15 protein-coding genes are annotated in these 18,039 nt (G+C 60.2%); 9 read left to right on the top strand and 6 right to left on the bottom strand.

Features of this window, described 5'->3' with window-relative positions:
* Positions 1 to 4: 4 nt before the first annotated feature.
* A complete protein-coding gene (locus Q8K09_RS07995; protein ID WP_305254442.1) occupies positions 5 to 346 on the bottom strand; it encodes a PA2779 family protein in 342 nt (113 codons plus the stop codon).
* Between the two features lie 201 nt (positions 347 to 547).
* On the opposite strand from Q8K09_RS07995, the gene Q8K09_RS07990 reads away from it, so the two are divergent.
* The 4 genes from Q8K09_RS07990 to rluB all read left to right on the top strand — a co-directional run bounded on the left by Q8K09_RS07990 (position 548) and on the right by rluB (position 5,011).
* Positions 548 to 1,762 carry a tryptophan--tRNA ligase gene (locus tag Q8K09_RS07990; protein WP_305254441.1) on the top strand — a complete coding sequence of 405 codons (1,215 nt, stop codon included), beginning with the start codon at positions 548 to 550 and terminating at the stop codon, positions 1,760 to 1,762.
* Positions 1,763 to 1,873: 111 nt separating this feature from the next.
* Complete coding sequence (locus tag Q8K09_RS07985; RefSeq protein ID WP_305254656.1) at positions 1,874 to 2,605, top strand: ScpA family protein; 732 nt, start codon at positions 1,874 to 1,876, stop codon at positions 2,603 to 2,605.
* Positions 2,606 to 2,607: 2 nt separating this feature from the next.
* Positions 2,608 to 3,402 (top strand): SMC-Scp complex subunit ScpB, encoded by a 795-nt coding sequence (gene scpB, locus Q8K09_RS07980; protein ID WP_305254440.1) that lies wholly within the window; start codon positions 2,608 to 2,610, stop codon positions 3,400 to 3,402.
* A 148-nt stretch (positions 3,403 to 3,550) separates the two neighbouring features.
* Positions 3,551 to 5,011, top strand: coding sequence for a 23S rRNA pseudouridine(2605) synthase RluB (rluB, locus tag Q8K09_RS07975; RefSeq protein ID WP_305254439.1), 1,461 nt, complete (start codon positions 3,551 to 3,553; stop codon positions 5,009 to 5,011).
* Between the two features lie 210 nt (positions 5,012 to 5,221).
* Here the strand turns inward: rluB and Q8K09_RS07970 are convergent, their stop codons facing one another.
* The 5 genes from Q8K09_RS07970 to Q8K09_RS07950 form a co-directional block, all read right to left on the bottom strand.
* Positions 5,222 to 6,148 (bottom strand): GGDEF domain-containing protein, encoded by a 927-nt coding sequence (locus Q8K09_RS07970; protein WP_305254438.1) that lies wholly within the window; start codon positions 6,146 to 6,148, stop codon positions 5,222 to 5,224.
* Positions 6,149 to 6,375: 227 nt separating this feature from the next.
* Positions 6,376 to 7,116 carry a YciK family oxidoreductase gene (locus tag Q8K09_RS07965; RefSeq protein ID WP_305254437.1) on the bottom strand — a complete coding sequence of 247 codons (741 nt, stop codon included), beginning with the start codon at positions 7,114 to 7,116 and terminating at the stop codon, positions 6,376 to 6,378.
* Positions 7,117 to 7,290: 174 nt separating this feature from the next.
* A complete protein-coding gene (gene mupP, locus Q8K09_RS07960; RefSeq protein WP_305254436.1) occupies positions 7,291 to 7,962 on the bottom strand; it encodes an N-acetylmuramic acid 6-phosphate phosphatase MupP in 672 nt (223 codons plus the stop codon).
* Complete coding sequence (ubiG, locus tag Q8K09_RS07955) at positions 7,962 to 8,660, bottom strand: bifunctional 2-polyprenyl-6-hydroxyphenol methylase/3-demethylubiquinol 3-O-methyltransferase UbiG (protein WP_305254435.1); 699 nt, start codon at positions 8,658 to 8,660, stop codon at positions 7,962 to 7,964. Before ubiG ends, mupP begins: the two co-directional genes overlap by 1 nt.
* Positions 8,661 to 8,896: 236 nt before the next feature.
* Positions 8,897 to 10,216, bottom strand: coding sequence for a TRZ/ATZ family hydrolase (locus Q8K09_RS07950; RefSeq protein WP_305254434.1), 1,320 nt, complete (start codon positions 10,214 to 10,216; stop codon positions 8,897 to 8,899).
* Positions 10,217 to 10,414: 198 nt separating this feature from the next.
* On the opposite strand from Q8K09_RS07950, the gene mtnA reads away from it, so the two are divergent.
* From mtnA to hisC, 5 genes are all read left to right on the top strand, one after another.
* Positions 10,415 to 11,491 carry an S-methyl-5-thioribose-1-phosphate isomerase gene (gene mtnA / locus Q8K09_RS07945; RefSeq protein ID WP_305254433.1) on the top strand — a complete coding sequence of 359 codons (1,077 nt, stop codon included), beginning with the start codon at positions 10,415 to 10,417 and terminating at the stop codon, positions 11,489 to 11,491.
* A 244-nt stretch (positions 11,492 to 11,735) separates the two neighbouring features.
* The gene (gene gyrA, locus Q8K09_RS07940) at positions 11,736 to 14,438 is read left to right on the top strand and encodes a DNA gyrase subunit A (protein ID WP_305254432.1); all 2,703 of its coding nucleotides are present in this window, start codon (positions 11,736 to 11,738) and stop codon (positions 14,436 to 14,438) included.
* Between the two features lie 185 nt (positions 14,439 to 14,623).
* Positions 14,624 to 15,709, top strand: a complete 1,086-nt coding sequence (serC, locus tag Q8K09_RS07935) for a 3-phosphoserine/phosphohydroxythreonine transaminase (RefSeq protein ID WP_305254431.1) — start codon at positions 14,624 to 14,626, stop codon at positions 15,707 to 15,709.
* Positions 15,709 to 16,815, top strand: a complete 1,107-nt coding sequence (gene pheA / locus Q8K09_RS07930; protein ID WP_370869495.1) for a prephenate dehydratase — start codon at positions 15,709 to 15,711, stop codon at positions 16,813 to 16,815. Before serC ends, pheA begins: the two co-directional genes overlap by 1 nt.
* A 91-nt stretch (positions 16,816 to 16,906) precedes the next feature.
* Complete coding sequence (hisC, locus tag Q8K09_RS07925; RefSeq protein ID WP_305254430.1) at positions 16,907 to 18,013, top strand: histidinol-phosphate transaminase; 1,107 nt, start codon at positions 16,907 to 16,909, stop codon at positions 18,011 to 18,013.
* Positions 18,014 to 18,039: the final 26 nt, after the last annotated feature.

Here is an 18,039-nt window from a genome sequence, read left to right as displayed (position 1 = left end):
CCACCTATAAAAGCAATGCCACCAGGATGGCGACCAGCAGGATGATGACGAAGTCGCTACCGCTGAGTGCTCCGGCAGCCGGCAAGGCATCAATCCGCTGTGCCAGAGTGGCAACTTCCGCAGGTGTCAGGGCGCTTACCCGGCTGCGGGCTACGGCCGCTGGGATATCCATAGCCTGCAAGCGCTCCTCGACATCGGCTCGGTGGAAAAACTCACTGACTTTGTCACGCTCGGTCTGAGCGTCGAGGACTTCCTGTGTGCCGATCATCGCGGCATATGCGCTTGGCTGCGCCAAGAGCAGCAGCAAGGCTGCAGCCAGGGTTAAGGTCAGGGCGGGAGTTTTCATGCTGTGATCCTCGACGAATGGCCGGGATTTGCGTCAAGCCTGGTACTGCTGCTGGCGCGCAGTTCTGCTGTCAGCACTGGCCGAGCAGCATCATTATGTGCGACCGTTTTTTTGCACGAACGGTTCCCTTGTCGTTTTTCCCGCGACAGCTTCGTGCCTCGCTATACTCCCGACCTTGTTGATTCGCTTAGGTAACCCGGTTTGAGCCTTGTTGATTCCGAACGTCGCGTGCTCTCAGGTATGCGGCCCAGTGGCCGCTTACACCTTGGTCATTATCATGGTGTGTTGAAGAGCTGGATCAAGTTGCAGCACGAATACGAATGCTATTTCTGCATCGTTGACTGGCACGCACTGACGACCAGCTACCAGGATGCTGGGCAAATATCCCAGCATGTGATGGACATGGCAGTGGATTGGCTGGCTGCCGGGGTAAGTCCAAGTTCTGCGACCTTGTTCATTCAGTCGCAAGTGCCCGAGCATGCTGAACTGCACCTGCTGCTGTCGATGATCTGTCCGCTCAGTTGGCTGGAGCGGGTGCCATCCTATAAAGAGCAGCAAAATCTGCTGCCGGGTCGGGAGCTTGGTACCTATGGTTTTCTGGGTTATCCATTGCTGCAGGCCGCCGATATCCTGCTGTACCGGGCCGGCGTGGTGCCGGTTGGTGCCGATCAATTGGCCCATATCGAGTTTGCTCGCGAAGTAGCTCGCCGCTTCAATCATCTCTACGGACGCGAGCCAGGCTTTGAACTGAAAGCTGAGGCGGCGATTCTAAAACTCGGCAAGAAAACCGCCGCGCTCTACAACAACCTGCGCCAGGCGTACCAGCAGCAAGGCGATGTCGAGGCTCTGGAGACCGCCCGCGCGCTGCTCAAAGAGCAGCAGAGCATCATTATCGGCGATAAAGAGCGCCTGTTCGGTTACCTGGAGGGCGGTGGCAAGGTGTTGCTGCCTGAGCCGGGACCGTTGCTCAGCGATACGCCCAAGCTGCCGGGGCTTGATGGCGGCAAAATGTCCACGTCTAGCGGCAATGCCATTTTTCTGCGCGACAGCAGTGCCGAGGTCGAAGAAAAGATCCGGCGTATGCCCACTGACCCTGCGCGGGTGCATCGTAACGATCCCGGTAATCCTGCCCATTGTCCTGTGTGGCAGTTGCATGAGGTGTACACAAGTAAAGAGGCACGTGCTGCGCTGGAGCAAGGGTGCAAAAGCGCGGGGATCGGTTGTCTGGACTGCAAGGGGCCATTGATCGAGGCCGTGCAAAAAGAGCTGCAGCCGTTGCAGGCGCGTGCTGCCGACTATCAGGACAACCCTGATTTGCTGCGCAGCATTCTTGCTGAGGGCGCTGAACGTGCGCGCAATGAAGCCCGGGAAACCCTGGCCGAGGTGCGCTTGGCCTTGGGTCTGAATTACCGCTGAGCAAGGGTTCGGTAAATCGCTATGCAGTCACCTCAACCGCCCGCCGACGCTCAAGCCGGCGCCCAGCAAGAGTTGCCGTTCGCGTTGGTATATGGCCGGGCGGTGACCGAAATGCCGCTGGATCTGTATATCCCGCCGGATGCACTCGAGGTATTTCTCGAAGCCTTCGAGGGGCCTCTGGACTTGTTGCTCTATCTAATCCGAAAGCAAAATATCGATGTGCTGGACATTCCCGTGGCGGAAATAACCCGCCAGTACATGGGCTATGTCGAGTTGATGCAGACGGTGCGCCTGGAGCTGGCCGCCGAGTATCTGGTGATGGCGGCGATGCTCGCCGAGATCAAGTCGCGGATGCTTCTGCCGCGTTCGAGCGAGGTCCTGGAGGAAGAAGACGATCCGCGCGCCGAACTGATTCGCCGCCTGCAGGAATACGAGCGCTACAAGGCTGCTGCCGAAGGTCTCGATAGGCTGACGCGGGTTGGTCGTGACCTCACGGTACCGCGTCTGGACGCGCCTCAGGCACAGGCGCGCAAGCTGCTGCCAGAGGTCAACCTGGAGGAGCTGTTGCTGTCGATGGCGCAGGTGTTGCACCGCGCCGACATGTTCGAAAGTCACCAGGTCAGCCGTGAGACGCTGTCGACCCGCGAGCGTATGAGCGAGGTGCTGGAACGCCTCAAGGGCGGAGCATTCGTGCCTTTTGTCGATCTTTACACGGCCGATGAAGGACGCCTGGGTATTGTGGTGACCTTTATGGCAGTGCTCGAGCTGATCAAGGAATCGTTGGTCGAACTGGTGCAAAATGAAGCCTTTGGACCTATCCACGTGCGTGCGCGAGCTGAATGACCATGAACCTGACCAATCCCCGTGAACTGGCCAGCCTGTTGGAGGCGTTCTTGTTCGCCTCTGGCAAACCGCAATCGCTGGAGCGCCTGTTCGAGCTGTTCGAGGAGGCGGAGCGCCCCGAGCCTGCAGTGTTCAAAAAAGCCCTGGAGCGGCTGCGTCAATCCTGCGAGGGGCGTGCCTTCGAGCTGGTTGAGGTGGCTTCCGGCTACCGCCTGCAGGTACGTGAGGTCTACGCGCCCTGGGTCGGGCGCCTGTGGGAAGAGCGCCCGCAGCGTTATTCGCGTGCCATGCTGGAGACCCTGGCGTTGATTGCCTACCGGCAGCCGATTACCCGTGGCGAGATCGAAGATATTCGCGGCGTGGCGGTCAACAGCCACATCGTCAAAACCTTGCTGGAACGCGAGTGGATTCGGGTGGTTGGCTATCGCGACGTTCCGGGCAAGCCGGCGATGCTGGCGACCACCAAGGCGTTTCTCGATCACTTCAATCTGAAAAGTCTCGATCAGCTACCGCCGCTTGCGTCTCTACGTGAGCTTGAGCCTGAGCCGCTACTGGACTTCGATGACGAGCCTGCGGCGCCGCAAAGCCTGCAGGCCCGTGCGGACTTGGCGCTTGCTGATGAACCGGTCGTGGCGGCCAGCGAGGAAACCAGCTTCAGCAGTCTGCTGGCCGAGCTGGACTCCATGGAGCAGGGTTTGAAGACCGATTTCGATGATTTTTCAGTGTTGGCGGTGGATGAAACATGCGGCGAGCTGGCCGAGTCGGCGGATGAGCAGACGCTGCCGCATCATAGGTAACCTGGGTGCGCCGGCTGTCGAAAACCGCTAACGGCTCGTCTGTGAGTGGGTCATGGGCGGTGCGTGCGCTGCGCTATTGGCGTATGATCTTCGGCCTTTCGACGACGTACTGTCGTCCATCACTAGAGATACACCGGGAGGTGCCCAGATGAGTGAGTCCGAAGAATATAGCCCCGCAGGCGAAAAACTGCAGAAAGTCATGGCGCGTATGGGCCTTGCTTCGCGTCGCGAAATCGAAGGTTGGATCAGCGCCGGCCGAGTCAAGGTCAACGGCGCCGTTGCCGGCCTAGGTCAGCGTGTCGATTTGCACGATGCCATCGCCATTGACGGCCGCTTGATCAAACGTGAAGAAGCCGCCGAAAGCGTGCGCCGTGTGATCATCTATAACAAACCCGAAGGCGAGATCTGCACCCGCGACGACCCGGAAGGGCGTCCGACCGTGTTCGACCGCTTGCCGCGCCCAAGAGAGGGCCGTTGGATCAACATCGGTCGCCTCGACATCAATACCACTGGTTTGCTGATGTTCACCACCGATGGTGAGTTGGCCAACCGCTTGATGCATCCGTCCTTCCAGATGGACCGTGAGTACGCGGTACGTGTGCGCGGCGAAGTCGACGATGAAATGATCGAGCGGCTGAAAGCCGGCGTGATGCTTGAAGACGGTCCGGCCAAGTTCACTGATATCAAAGTGGCTCCCGGTGGAGTGGGTTTCAACCACTGGTATCACTGCGTGGTGATGGAGGGTCGTAACCGCGAAGTGCGCCGTCTATGGGAATCCCAGGGCTTGGTAGTTAGTCGCCTGAAGCGCGTGCGTTTCGGTCCGGTATTCATAACCTCGGATCTGACCATGGGCCGTTGGCGCGAAATGAGCCAGCGCGAAGTGGATATTCTCAGCGAGGAAGTGGGTCTCAAGTCGGTTGCATTACCGGACATGAAAGAAAAAACCCGCGACAAGCTTGAGCGGCTGCAGCGCAAGTCGGCCAAGCCGGTTGGTCGCGACGCGCGCCCGCAGCGCACCCTGCGGCCTGCTCATGGTGGTGCGGTGAGCTCTGAGCGTTCCGGTTCCGGACGTACACCACGCAGCGAAGGTGGTGAGCGTGCCGTGCGTACGCCGCGCAGCGAAGGTAGTGAGCATGCCGTACGTACGCCGCGCAGCGAAAGTGGTGAGCGTGCCGTGCGTACACCACGCAGCGAAGGTGGTGAGCGTGCCGTGCGTACACCTCGTAGCGAAGGTGGTGAGCGTGCCGTGCGTACACCACGCAGCGAAGGTGGTGAGCGTGCCGTGCGTACACCTCGCAGCGAAAGTGGTGAGCGTGCCGTGCGTACACCACGCAGTGAAGGTGGTGCAGTCCGTACTCCGCGCCCGCCGCGTGTGGAAAACGGCCGTGGCGAGCAAGGTCGTTCTGCTCCGAGTAAGGGGACTCCCGTTGCCGAGCGGCCGCGCGATGTCAACAAGAAGGCACCGAACAAGTCCAAGACGTTGCGCCCAGGCGTCGAACTGAGCGCGCGCCCAGGGCGCAAGCCGGCTGCTCCAGTCAAGCGTCGCAGTCAGCCGAAGGGCGAAGGGCAGCGTCCGGGTTTTGGCCGCGGTACCAACAAGCCGCAGTAACACGCTAAGGCGCCACCATCTTGGTGGCCTAAAAAAGGGACTCGATCGAGTCCCTTTTTTTATGGAATTTTTAGCTATGTACTCGGTTGCGAGAAGATAAGCCGAGGTTGGCTGGGCACGTTGGACGCTGAAGCCCAGCGTGACAGGCGACTACCTGATTGCTCAACGCGACCCATTGCCTGCAACGCCTAACGGGGCCATAGACTCTTTTTAGCCGGCCATGCTCAGGCGATTGCGCCCGTCACGTTTGGCTACATAGAGTGCGCTATCGGCACGGCGCAACAGGCTTTCCGCAGATTCGCCTGCGAGCAGGCTCGCGCAGCCGAGGCTGATGGACACCTCTATTGGTTTGCCTTGGGCCAGGCATTGCAGGTCTTGGACGGAACGACGCAGGCGCTCGCCAACCATGGCGGCTGCTTCGCGGCAGGTCCCCGAGAGCAGTACGAGAAACTCTTCGCCGCCGTAGCGAAACACCATGTCGATGTTGCGTAGCTGGCTTTTCAGGGTGGCGGCAACATCGATCAATACTTCATCGCCGATGCTGTGGCCGTGGTTGTCGTTGATCTGCTTGAAGTGGTCGAGGTCGAGCATCAGTAGCGAGAGCGGTTGCTGGTTGCGTCGCGCCAGATCAATTTCGCGCTGCAGAATCTGGTCCATGGCAATGCGGTTGCCGGTATTGGTCAGCGGGTCACGCAGTGCGCTCTGGATTGCCGCGCGGTAGAGCAGCGCATTGCGCAGCGGGAACAGCAGGCTGGCTAGCAGTGATTCCAGCTGGCCGAGCTCCTCGTCGCTAAAACGCTGTTGGCGGCGGAAAATCAGCTCGCCGAGGTATTCGCCCTCATGGCTGAGGCGATAGCCGGCAGAGTGGCTCGCGCGCTCCCCTAGCTCCAGACGCAAGTCAGCTGTTGGCTGCTGATAGGTTAGGGCATTGAGTGGCACCAGGCTTTGCACGGTGGTGAAGAACAGCTTGAGAATGCGTTCGGCATCCAGGCTGGTCTGTAATTGCATGCTGAGCTGCTGGCGCAGTTGTGCCAGGCTGGCCGGGCGTAAGGATGGCGCGCGATTGCCAGAAAAGCCCAAGCGTTGGAGCTTGGCTGCATCAAAGTCGATGGTGTTGGTCTGGCTGGGGGTAATCATAAGTGCTGAGCCTCTGGCGCGTTTATGCGGCAACACTGGCTATAGAGCGAATTTCGTGCCAGAGGGTTCAGCGGATATGAAAAATATTTCAAATCAGTAGCTTGCGCGGGTTCTTGCGCGGCCAATGGCCAGTATTAGCAATTGCCTTACCTGGCAGGGCGGCAAGTTGTTGCCGATTTGTGCGTGCGCCGCCATTTTTCTGCCGGTCAAATCGGTTGCTGAGGTCGTTACTGGGCGTCGAATGCCTGACCATTGACGCCGCTGCTGTCGGGGCCCATCAGGTACAGATAAACCGGCAATATCGCCTCGGGTAGCGGATTGTTTACCGGGTTTTCCCCCGGATAAGCCTGGGCGCGCATATCCGTGCGGGTTGCGCCCGGGTTGACGCTGTTGGCGCGTACCGGCGCCACGCCGTCGACCTCGTCGGCCAACACTTGCATCAAGCCTTCGGTGGCAAACTTGGAGACCGCATAAGCGCCCCAGTAGGCGCGGCCTTTGCGTCCCACGCTGCTCGAGGTGAATACCACTGAGGCGTCGCTGGAGAGTTTCAGCAGCGGCAGAAGGGTGCTGGTGAGCATGAAGGTGGCGTTGACGTTGACTTGCATCACGCGCATGAAGTTGTCGCCGGAGAGCTGTTCCAGTGGTGTGCGCGGGCCGACAATCGAGGCGTTGTGTAGTAGGCCATCAAGTTTGCCGAATTCACTCTCGATCATCGCCGCCAGTTCGTCGTACTGGTGCGCCAGGGCGGTTTCCAGGTTGAACGGGATTACAGCTGGCTGCGGGTGTCCGGCTGCCTCGATGGCGTCGTAGACTCGGCTCAGGTTTGCTTCGGTCTTGCCCAGCAGCAGCACGGTCGCCCCGTGGGCGGCAAAGGCCTGTGCGGCGGCAGCGCCAATTCCGCGGCCGGCACCGGTGACCAGGATCACCCGATCCTTGAGCAAGTCAGGGCGGGCAGAGTATTGGAACATGGGGACTCCTTTAGCGAGCGGCAAGCTTCAAGCCATAAGCTACAAGTTGCGCGGCTGTATTTTGATGTGGGTGGGTTGGAGCACGCTGGCTGCGCTGCGCGAAGCCTGGGGTTGCGCGCGCAGGTTGTATCCAGCGGTATCCTGTACTGCATTTGTACTGCATTTGTATTGCGTTCAGCAGCTACAGAGCGCTCGTTCAAGCACTGCGCGCAGCTCCAGCGGGTGGTCAACCACCACGTCGGCGCCCCAGTTTCTCGGGTTGTCTTCGGGGTGAATATAGCCGTAGGTGACTGCTGCGGTTCTGGTGCCGGCGGCGCGTCCCGATTCGATGTCACGCAGGTCGTCGCCGACGAACAGCACGCTGGCCGGGTCCAGGCCTAGTTGGCTGCAGGCAAGGATCATTGGCTCTGGGTCAGGTTTGCTTCTGGTCACATGATCCGGGCAGATCAGCAGCGCAGAGCGTTCGGCCAGGCCCAGTTGCTGCATGATCGGTTCGGCGAAGCGCAGAGGCTTGTTGGTCACCACGCCCCAGATCAGTTTGGCCTGCTCGATATCGGCGAGCAGTTGATTGATGCCGTCGAATGGCCGCGTCAGTACCGCGCAGTGATCCTGATAGCGCTCGAGAAACTCCAGGCGCAACGCCTCGAATTGCTCGTCCAGCGGGTCCATGGCAAAGCTCGCGGCAACCATGGCGCGGGCGCCGCCGGAAATCTGATCGCGAATCAGCTTGTCATTCACGGTCGCCAAGCCGCGCTCGGCACGCATCGCCTGGCAGATGGCAATAAAGTCCGGGGCACTGTCGAGCAGCGTGCCATCCATGTCGAAAAGAACTGCGCGCAGGCGCATCAGGCCTCCTTGAGCGTCTGGATCATGTAGTTGACGTCGACATCCGCTTGCAGCTTGTAGCGCTTGGTCAGCGGGTTGTAAGTCAGGCCAATGATGTCTTTGACTTGCAGGCCGGTGTCGCGGCTCCAGGCCCCCAGCTCTGAGGGGCGGATGAATTTCTTGAAATCGTGGGTGCCGCGTGGCAGCAAGCGCAGCAGGTATTCCGCGCCGATCACCGCAAACAGGTAAGCCTTGGGGTTGCGGTTGATGGTGGAAAAGAACACCTGACCGCCGGGTTTGACCAGCGTATGGCAGGCACGGATCACCGAGGCTGGGTCCGGGACGTGTTCGAGCATTTCCAGGCAGGTGACCACGTCGAATTGCTCTGGCATCTCAAGGGCCAGGGCTTCGGCGGTGATCTGCCGGTACTCGACCGTGACGCCGGATTCCAGTTGGTGCAGTTGGGCCACGGCCAGGGGGGCTTCGCCCATGTCGATGCCGGTTACCTCGGCGCCACGCTGGGCCATGGCTTCACTGAGGATTCCGCCGCCGCAGCCGATGTCGAGCACTTTCTTGCCAGCAAGGCTGACGCGCTCTTCGATCCAGTTGACCCGCAGCGGATTGATGTCATGCAAGGGTTTGAATTCGCTTTCGCGGTCCCACCAGCGGTGGGCCAGGGCTTCGAATTTGGCGATTTCGGCGTGGTCGACGTTGCTCATAATGTTCCCTGAATAGAACTGGCGGCGGGAAGCCTGACGCTGTTAATGCTTATGGTGCCAGTTTCACGTTGTGGGGTGGGTGCCTGCTGACCAATCAATGTATGTCAGTTTGTCGCACTAGTCTGTGTTGGTCGGTGTCGGTGAGAGGGGCTTTGGCCGCGACTGGCCAAATGAGGTGCCGGCTCATTGCGGCTAAAGCGCCTCCTGCAAGCCCCTCGGGCTGCCTGTTTTGCATGCTAGCGCTGGGCGATCTTTGCGCCCCAGGTGCGAGCGTTGGCGATAATCCGTTGTTCGTCCATGCGCGTCAGTTGCCCTGCATCAAGCAGGTGCTTGCCGCCGACCCATACGTCTTCGACACAGCTGCGGTTGCTGGTATAGATCAGCTGCGAAACAGGGTCGTAAATCGGTTGTTGGGCCAGGCCGGTCAGGTCGAATGTCACCAGGTCGGCGGCTTTGCCAAGCTCCAGCGAGCCGATCTGATTTTCCAGGCCCAAGGCGCGCGCGCCGTTAAGGGTTGCCATGCGTAGCGCGCGGTGTGCGTCCAGGGCACTGGCCGAGCCGGCCACGGCTTTTGCCAGCAAGGCTGCTGTGCGGGTTTCGCTGAGCAGGTCCAGGTCATTATTGCTGGCGGCGCCGTCGGTGCCGATGGCTACATTTATCCCGGCTTGCCAGAGTTTTTCTACTGGGCAGAAGCCGCAGGCCAACTTGAGGTTGGACTCTGGGCAATGGATGACGCTGCTGTTGCTGGTCACCAGCAGAGCCAGGTCCTCGTCGTCGATCTGGGTCATGTGCACGGCCTGGAAGCGCGGGCCGAGCAGGCCGAGGCGTGCCAGCCGCGCCAGCGGTCGTTCGCCATGCTGTTGCAGGCTCTGCTGCACCTCGAAGGCGGTCTCATGCACGTGCATGTGAATGCCTGCATCCAGTTCCTCGGCGAACATGCGGATGTTTTCCAGCTTGTCATCGCTCACCGTGTAAGGGGCGTGGGGGCCGAAGGCGACGCTCAGGCGCGGGTGATGCTTGAGGTCGTCAAACAGTGCCAGCCCTTTACGCAGCGCTTCGTCGGCATCGCGCGCCCCAGGTATGGGGAAATCCAGTACGGGGATGGTGATCTGCGCGCGAATGCCGCTCTTGTGCACCATCTCGCTGGCCACTTCGGGAAAGAAGTACATGTCCGAGAAGCAGGTGATGCCGCCCTTGAGCTGCTCGGCGATAGCCAGTTCGGTGCCGTCAATGATGAACTGCTCATCAACCCACTTGGCCTCAGCGGGCCAGATATGCTGCTGCAGCCAGTCGTTTAGTGGCAGCTCGTCGGCCATGCCGCGGAACAGGCTCATGGCAGCATGGCCGTGGGCGTTGATCAGTCCTGGCGTGAGCAGTCGGCCGGGCAGTTCGCGCACTTCCAGTGCCTGGTGCTTGAGTGCTTCGGCGCGCGGGGCGATCAGTGCGATGCGTCCGTTGCGGATGCCCAGACCATGCTCGTGCAGCACCACGCCTGCTGGCTCGACCGGCACCAGCCAGGTTGGGAGTAGGAGAAGGTCGAGAGGGGTTTCGGGCATGCCGGGGACTTCCTGCGGGTATCTGATGAGGCTGAGTTTATAGGGGTTCGTCGTGCGCTTGAAGCGGTGCAGCGCTGCGCCATGCGTTTCAGTCGGGGAGTAAGCGCTGCCAGGACAGGTGGTGGCACCGATTCGCTGGCAACGTGCAGTCTGATTCTCTGGGTATAATGTTCGGCTTTTCCGGGGGTGGGGTGAGTCATGCGCGAGCAATTGCTAGCGGCAGAGAAGGTTCAGGCCATTGATTGGCGCGATGGTGCTCTGTATCTGCTCGATCAGCGTGTGTTGCCGTTCGAGGAAACCTGGCATGCCTGCCATTCTGCCGCAGCTGTCGCCGAGGCGATTCGCTTGATGGTGGTGCGCGGTGCGCCGGCTATCGGCATCAGTGCTGCCTATGGAGTGGTGCTCGGCGCGCGCGCGCGAGTGGCTGCGGGTGGTGACTGGCGGGCGGCCCTGGAGGTTGATTTTCAAGTGCTGAGCGACTCGCGACCGACCGCGGTTAATCTGTTCTGGGCGCTCAATCGTATGCGCGAACGTTTGGCGCGTATTAAGGACGGTGACGACCCGCTTGCGCTGCTGGAGGGCGAGGCGCTGGGTATCCATCTGAGCGATCGTGAAGCCAATCTGACCATGGCGCAGCTGGGTGTCGACCTGATTCGCAAGCATCAGGGCAGTCAGCAGAACCTGCTGACCCACTGCAATGCTGGTGCCTTGGCCACTGGCGGCTTCGGTACGGCATTGGGGGTGATACGCGCCGCCTATCTGGAAGACTTGGTTGAGCGTGTCTATGTCGACGAAACCCGTCCTTGGCTGCAGGGCTCGCGCCTGACCGCCTGGGAATTGGCGGGTGAAGGCATTCCGGTCAGCCTGAATGTCGATTCGGCCGCCGCGCACCTGATGAAGACTCGCGGTATTACCTGGGTCATTGTCGGCGCCGACCGAATTGCCGCCAATGGCGATGTGGCGAACAAGATCGGCACTTACCAGTTGGCGGTCAATGCCATGCACCACGGCGTGCGTTTCATGGTGGTGGCGCCAAGCTCAACCATTGATATGGCGCTGGAAAGTGGCGACGACATTCCTCTTGAAGAGCGAGATGCCAGCGAGTTGCTGGAGCTCAATGGGCAGCGGGTCGCGGCGGCTGTGGATGCGCTCAATCCGGTGTTTGATGTAACGCCGGCTGACCTGATCGACTTCATCATCACCGAGAAGGGTGTGGTCGAGCGGCCGGATCTGGCGAAAATGACCAGATTGATGTGTCGCAAGCGTCTGCATTAAGCGTGTCGCGCGTGGCCAGTGGCTGTTGTTGCGGTGGCTGGCTGGGGATAGGTGCGGCGCGCCGGTTGTGGTAATATCCGACCGTTTTCAGGGGCACTGGCAACAGTCGCCTTAACTGCGCAGATACGTGGCATAACTCATTGATTTGTCGTGAGTCGCTGCTGGCCTAGGGCCGCGCGGCACGCTTCGCCTCGTTCGGGATGAATGGCGCGGGGTATCACCAGAAAAAGGAACCAGGCTACTCATGGGCGAACTGGCCAAAGAAATCCTCCCGGTCAATATCGAAGACGAACTGAAGCAGTCCTACCTCGACTACGCGATGAGCGTAATCGTCGGGCGTGCCCTGCCGGATGCGCGCGACGGCTTGAAGCCCGTGCACCGTCGTGTGCTCTTTGCAATGAGTGAGTTGGGTAACGACTGGAACAAGGCATACAAGAAGTCCGCCCGTGTGGTCGGTGACGTGATCGGTAAGTATCACCCGCATGGTGATACCGCGGTCTACGACACCATCGTCCGCATGGCTCAGCCATTCTCTTTGCGCTACCTGCTGGTCGACGGTCAGGGCAACTTCGGTTCGGTGGACGGCGATAACGCAGCCGCCATGCGTTACACCGAAGTGCGCATGACCAAGCTGGCTCACGAGCTGCTGGCTGACCTGCACAAGGAAACCGTCGACTGGGTGCCGAACTACGACGGCACCGAGATGATCCCGGCGGTCATGCCGACAAGGGTTCCCAACCTGCTGGTCAACGGCTCCAGCGGTATCGCTGTGGGCATGGCCACCAACAGTCCGCCGCACAACCTCACGGAAGTGATCAACGGCTGCCTGGCGCTGATCGACAATGGCGATCTGACCGTCGATGAGCTGATGCAGTACATCCCCGGTCCGGATTTCCCGACCGCGGCGATCATCAATGGTCGTGCCGGTATCATCGAAGCCTACCGTACCGGTCGCGGACGCATCTACATGCGTGCCCGGGCGATTATCGAAGACATCGACAAGGTCGGTGGTCGTCAGCAGATTATCGTCAGCGAACTGCCGTATCAGCTGAACAAGGCGCGCCTGATCGAGAAGATCGCCGAGCTGGTTAAAGACAAGAAGCTCGAAGGCATCACCGAGCTGCGCGATGAGTCCGACAAGGATGGCATGCGCATCGTCATCGAGCTGCGTCGCGGCGAAGTGCCGGAAGTAGTGCTCAATAATCTTTACGCCCAGACCCAGATGCAGAGCGTATTCGGCATCAACGTCGTGGCCCTGATCGACGGCCAGCCGAAAGTCCTCAACCTCAAGGACATGCTCGAAGCGTTTGTCCTGCACCGCCGTGAAGTGGTCACCCGGCGCACCGTGTTCGAGCTGCGCAAGGCGCGTGAGCGTGGACACATCCTCGAAGGTCAGGCAGTAGCACTGTCTAACATCGACCCGGTAATTGCGCTGATCAAGGCCTCGCAGTCGCCTGCAGAAGCCAAGGAAGCGTTGATTGCAACCGCCTGGGAGTCCACTGCGGTGGAAGCCATGGTCGAGCGCGCCGGTGCCGACTCCTGCCGTCCGGAAGCCTTGGAGCCGCAGTATGGTCTGCGCGACGGCAAGTATTACCTGTCGCCTGAACAGGCTCAGGCCATTCTGGAATTGCGCCTGCACCGCCTGACGGGGCTGGAACACGAGAAGCTGCTGGCCGAATACCAGGAAATTCTTGCCCAGATCGGCGAGCTGATTCGCATCCTCACCAGCGCCGTGCGCCTGATGGAAGTGATTCGCGAAGAGCTGGAAGCCATCAAGGCCGAGTTTGGCGATGCCCGACGTACCGAGATTCTCGATGCCCGCCTGGATCTGACCTTGGGTGATCTGATCACCGAAGAAGAGCGTGTAGTAACCATTTCCCATACCGGTTACGCCAAGTCGCAGCCGTTGAGCGCTTATCAGGCCCAGCGTCGCGGCGGTAAAGGCAAGTCGGCTACCGGTATCAAGGATGAGGACTACATCGCACACCTGCTGGTCGCCAACAGCCACACCACGCTGCTGCTGTTTTCCAGCAAGGGCAAGGTGTACTGGCTGAAAACTTATGAAATTCCGGAAGCTTCGCGCGCAGCCCGTGGTCGTCCGCTGGTCAACCTGCTGCCGCTAAGTGAGGGTGAGTACATCACCACCATGTTGCCGGTCGAAATTGCCCCTAAAGGCAAGCAGGACGAAGTCGAAGATATCGACGGCGTGCTCGATGATGTCGAAGGCGCACTGGAAGCCAAGGGGCCGTTCATTTTCATGGCCACCGCCAACGGTACCGTGAAGAAAACCCCGCTGACCCAGTTCAGCCGCCCGCGCAGTGTTGGTTTGATCGCCTTGGGCCTCGACGAGGGCGATACCCTGATCTCCGCCGCTATCACTGATGGTGGCCGTGAAGTCATGTTGTTCTCCGATGGTGGCAAGGTCACTCGCTTCAAGGAAACCGACGTGCGGGCTATGGGCCGTACGGCGCGTGGTGTGCGTGGCATGCGGCTACCAGAAGGGCAAAAGCTGATTTCTATGCTGATCCCGGAAGAAGGCAGTGAGATTCTCACCGCCTCCGAGCGTGGTTTCGGCAAGCGTACCGCCATCGAAGAGTTCCCCGAGTACAAGCGTGGCGGCCAGGGTGTGATCGCCATGGTCAGCAACGAGCGCAACGGCAAGCTGGTTGGTGCTGTTCAGGTGCTCGATGGTGAGGAGATCATGCTGATTTCCGACCAGGGCACTCTGGTGCGTACCCGGGTTGGTGAGGTCTCCAGTCTCGGTCGCAATACCCAGGGCGTGACGCTGATCAAGCTGGCCAAGGATGAAAAACTGGTCGGTCTCGAGCGTGTGCAGGAGCCGTCCGAAGAGGAGGGTGACGAAGTGCTTGAGGGTGATGAGGCGCTGGACGACGATGTTGTCGAGACCTCGGATGCTGCTGACGAGAACCCAGTCAGCGAAGAGTGATCTGGGTGAGCGAGGCTCTGCCTCGCTCATTGCAGCGTTGGATTCGACGACTGGCCGACAGTGCGTAGGGTGTACTCGCGAAGCAGTACACCTTTTTTTACGGCGTACTGCCTGCGGCGGGTACGCCCTACATGAAAGCGCACCGTCGCCCGGGCGACAGTGTTGGTGAACTGAGAGAGACAGACGTGAGCAAGCGAGCCTATAACTTCTGCGCCGGCCCGGCCGCGCTTCCTGAAGCTGTTCTGCAGCGCGCCCAGGCGGAACTCCTCGACTGGCAGGGTAAAGGCCTGTCCGTGATGGAGATGAGTCACCGCAGCGATGACTACATGGCCATTGCGGCAAAGGCCGAACAGGATCTGCGCGACCTGCTTGGCATTCCCTCCAACTATAAAGTCCTGTTTCTGCAGGGCGGTGCCAGCCAGCAGTTCGCCGAGATTGCCCTCAACTTACTGCCGGAAGACGGTGTCGCCGACTATATCGATACCGGTATCTGGTCGAAGAAGAGCATCGAGGAGGCCAGTCGCTACGGCAACATCAACGTTGCTGCCAGCGCCAAGCCTTACGACTACTTTGCGATTCCTGGGCAGAACGACTGGCAACTCTCGAAAGACGCCGCCTACCTGCACTATGCCAGCAACGAAACCATCGGCGGCCTGCAGTTCGACTGGATTCCCGATGTCGGCGACGTGCCGCTGGTGGCGGACATGTCTTCCGACATCCTTTCGCGGCCCATCGACGTGTCGAAGTTCGGCCTGATCTATGCCGGCGCGCAGAAGAACATCGGCCCTAGCGGCCTGGTGGTGACCATCGTTCGCGAAGACCTGCTCGGCCGTGCCCGCAGCGTCTGTCCGACCATGCTCAACTACAAGGTCGCTGCTGATAACGGTTCGATGTACAACACCCCAGCGACATTTTCCTGGTACCTCTCCGGGCTGGTGTTCGAGTGGTTGAAGGAGCAGGGCGGTGTCGCAGCCATGGAGCAGCGTAACCGCGCCAAGAAAGAACTGCTCTACGGCGCCATCGACAGCAGTGAGCTGTACAGCAATCCGATTGCGCTGAATGCCCGCTCCTGGATGAACGTGCCTTTCCGCCTGGCGGATGAGCGTCTGGATAAACCGTTCCTGGTCGGTGCCGAGGCGCGCAATCTACTCAATCTGAAGGGCCATCGCTCGGTCGGCGGCATGCGTGCCTCCATCTATAACGCCGTGGGTCTGGATGCCGTCGAGGCGCTGGTCGCTTACATGGCGCAATTCGAGAAGGAACACGGCTGATGACGGATCTGGTCTCCGAGCAAGAACTTCAAGCCCTGCGCCTGCGCATCGACAATCTGGATGAGAAAATCCTCGCGCTGATCAGCGATCGTGCGCGTTGCGCCGAAGAAGTGGCGCGGGTCAAGATGGCCTCGTTGCCGGTCGGCGAGAAGCCGGTGTTCTACCGCCCCGAGCGCGAAGCCCAGGTGCTGAAACGCATCATGGAGCGCAACCAGGGGCCGTTGGGTAACGAGGAAATGGCGCGGCTGTTTCGCGAGATCATGTCCTCCTGTCTGGCCCTGGAGAACCCACTGAAAGTCGCCTATCTCGGGCCTGAGGGCACGTTCTCACAGGCTGCGGCGATGAAGCACTTCGGCCATGCGGTGATCAGTGTGCCGATGGCGGCGATCGATGAGGTGTTCCGCGAGGTGGCTGCCGGCTCGGTGAACTTCGGCGTGGTGCCGGTGGAAAACTCCACCGAAGGCGCAATCAATCACACGCTGGACAGTTTCCTTGAGCACGATATGGTGATCTGTGGCGAAGTCGAGCTGCGCATCCACCACCATCTGCTGGTCGGCGAAACCACCAAGGTCGACAAGATCACCCGCATCTATTCCCATGCCCAGTCCCTGGCGCAGTGTCGCAAGTGGCTGGATGCGCATTACCCGAACGTCGAGCGCGTGGCGGTTTCAAGCAACGCCGATGCAGCCAAAAGGGTCAAGGGCGAGTGGAACTCGGCAGCTATTGCCGGCGACATGGCCGCCAGCCTGTATGGCTTGACCAAGTTGGCGGAAAAAATCGAAGACCGCCCGGACAACTCGACACGGTTCTTGATCATCGGCAGCCAGGAAGTGCCACCGACCGGCGACGATAAGACCTCGGTCATCGTCTCCATGCGCAACAAGCCGGGCGCCCTGCACGAGCTGCTGGTGCCGTTCCATAACAACGGCATCGACCTGACTCGCATCGAAACCCGTCCTTCGCGTAGCGGCAAGTGGACCTATGTGTTCTTTATCGACTTCGTCGGCCATCACCGTGATCCGCTGATCAAGGATGTGCTGGAGAAGATCAATCAGGAAGCCGTGGCGCTGAAAGTATTGGGGTCGTATCCGAAGGCGGTACTTTAAAACTGCAGCAGCAAGCGCCAAGCCTCAAGCTTCACGCGGATCGACGCCTGGCTGTGCTTGGGCTTGCGGCTTTTAGCTTGAGGCTTATGTCATGACCGATTTCCTTGCCCTGGCTCAGCCAGGGGTGCAGCAATTGTCGCCCTATGTGCCGGGCAAGCCGGTAGATGAGCTGGCGCGCGAGCTGGATCTGGATCCAGCCACCATCGTTAAGCTGGCCAGCAACGAAAACCCGCTGGGCCCCAGCCCTAAAGCGTTGCAGGCGATTCGCAGCGAGCTGGCCGAGCTGACTCGTTATCCCGATGGCAATGGCTTCGCCCTGAAAAGTCTGTTGGCCGAGCGCTGCGGTGTGCAACCCAGCCAGGTCACCCTGGGTAACGGTTCCAACGACATTCTAGAGCTGGTGGCGCGGGCCTATCTGGCGCCCGGTCTCAATGCGGTGTTTAGCGAGCATGCGTTCGCCGTCTACCCGATCGCCACTCAGGCAGTCGGTGCGTTAGGCAAGGTGGTACCGGCCAAGGACTTCGGTCATGACCTGGATGCCATGCTTGCGGCCATCGACAGCAACACCCGTGTGGTGTTTATTGCCAACCCGAATAACCCGACCGGCACCTGGTTCAGTCCGCAGGCGTTAAGCGATTTTCTCGTCCGTGTACCGGGCAATGTACTGGTGGTGCTCGACGAGGCTTACATCGAGTATGCCGACGGTCTTGATCTGCCGGATGGTCTCGATTATCTGGCCCGCTATGAGAATCTGCTGGTCTCGCGGACTTTTTCCAAGGCCTATGGCCTGGCGGCGTTGCGTGTCGGTTACGCCATCAGCTCGGCGCAGGTCGCCGATGTACTCAATCGAGTGCGTCAGCCCTTTAACGTCAATAGCCTGGCTTTGGCGGCCGCCTGTGCGGCGTTTGATGATGCCGAATACCTGGCGCAAAGTCGGCGGGTCAACGCTGCCGGCATGCTGCAATTGGAAGCGGGTTTCCGCGCGCTCGGGTTGAGCTGGATTCCTTCCAGGGGCAACTTCATTGCCGTTGATCTCGGGCGCGAGTCGATGCCGCTGTATCAGGCACTGTTGCGCGAAGGCGTGATCGTGCGGCCGGTGGCCAACTACGGTATGCCGACCTACCTGCGTGTCTCTATCGGTTTGGCGGAAGAGAATGAGCGTTTCCTTGAGGCGCTGGGCAAGGTGCTGAGCGCGTGAGCGAATTGAAGAGTGCTGTCACCAAG

Source organism: Pseudomonas sp., assembly GCF_030683065.1.
In the GTDB taxonomy this organism is placed as follows: Bacteria; Pseudomonadota; Gammaproteobacteria; order Pseudomonadales; family Pseudomonadaceae; genus Aquipseudomonas.
Note: the sequence above shows the minus strand (reverse complement) of the source record. Positions and strands in the feature narration are given on the sequence as shown.

Bases quoted from the DNA above. Each gene is read 5' to 3' on its own strand.
- Q8K09_RS07995 (WP_305254442.1), bottom strand. From the start codon at position 346: ATGAAAACTCCCGCCCTGACCTTAACCCTGGCTGCAGCCTTGCTGCTG.
- Q8K09_RS07985 (WP_305254656.1), top strand. From the start codon at position 1,874: ATGCCGCTGGATCTGTATATCCCGCCGGATGCACTCGAGGTATTTCTC.
- scpB (WP_305254440.1), top strand. From the start codon at position 2,608: ATGAACCTGACCAATCCCCGTGAACTGGCCAGCCTGTTGGAGGCGTTC.
- rluB (WP_305254439.1), top strand. From the start codon at position 3,551: ATGAGTGAGTCCGAAGAATATAGCCCCGCAGGCGAAAAACTGCAGAAA.
- Q8K09_RS07970 (WP_305254438.1), bottom strand. From the start codon at position 6,148: ATGATTACCCCCAGCCAGACCAACACCATCGACTTTGATGCAGCCAAG.
- Q8K09_RS07965 (WP_305254437.1), bottom strand. From the start codon at position 7,116: ATGTTCCAATACTCTGCCCGCCCTGACTTGCTCAAGGATCGGGTGATC.
- mupP (WP_305254436.1), bottom strand. From the start codon at position 7,962: ATGCGCCTGCGCGCAGTTCTTTTCGACATGGATGGCACGCTGCTCGAC.
- ubiG (WP_305254435.1), bottom strand. From the start codon at position 8,660: ATGAGCAACGTCGACCACGCCGAAATCGCCAAATTCGAAGCCCTGGCC.
- Q8K09_RS07950 (WP_305254434.1), bottom strand. From the start codon at position 10,216: ATGCCCGAAACCCCTCTCGACCTTCTCCTACTCCCAACCTGGCTGGTG.
- mtnA (WP_305254433.1), top strand. From the start codon at position 10,415: ATGCGCGAGCAATTGCTAGCGGCAGAGAAGGTTCAGGCCATTGATTGG.
- gyrA (WP_305254432.1), top strand. From the start codon at position 11,736: ATGGGCGAACTGGCCAAAGAAATCCTCCCGGTCAATATCGAAGACGAA.
- pheA (WP_370869495.1), top strand. From the start codon at position 15,709: ATGACGGATCTGGTCTCCGAGCAAGAACTTCAAGCCCTGCGCCTGCGC.
- hisC (WP_305254430.1), top strand. From the start codon at position 16,907: ATGACCGATTTCCTTGCCCTGGCTCAGCCAGGGGTGCAGCAATTGTCG.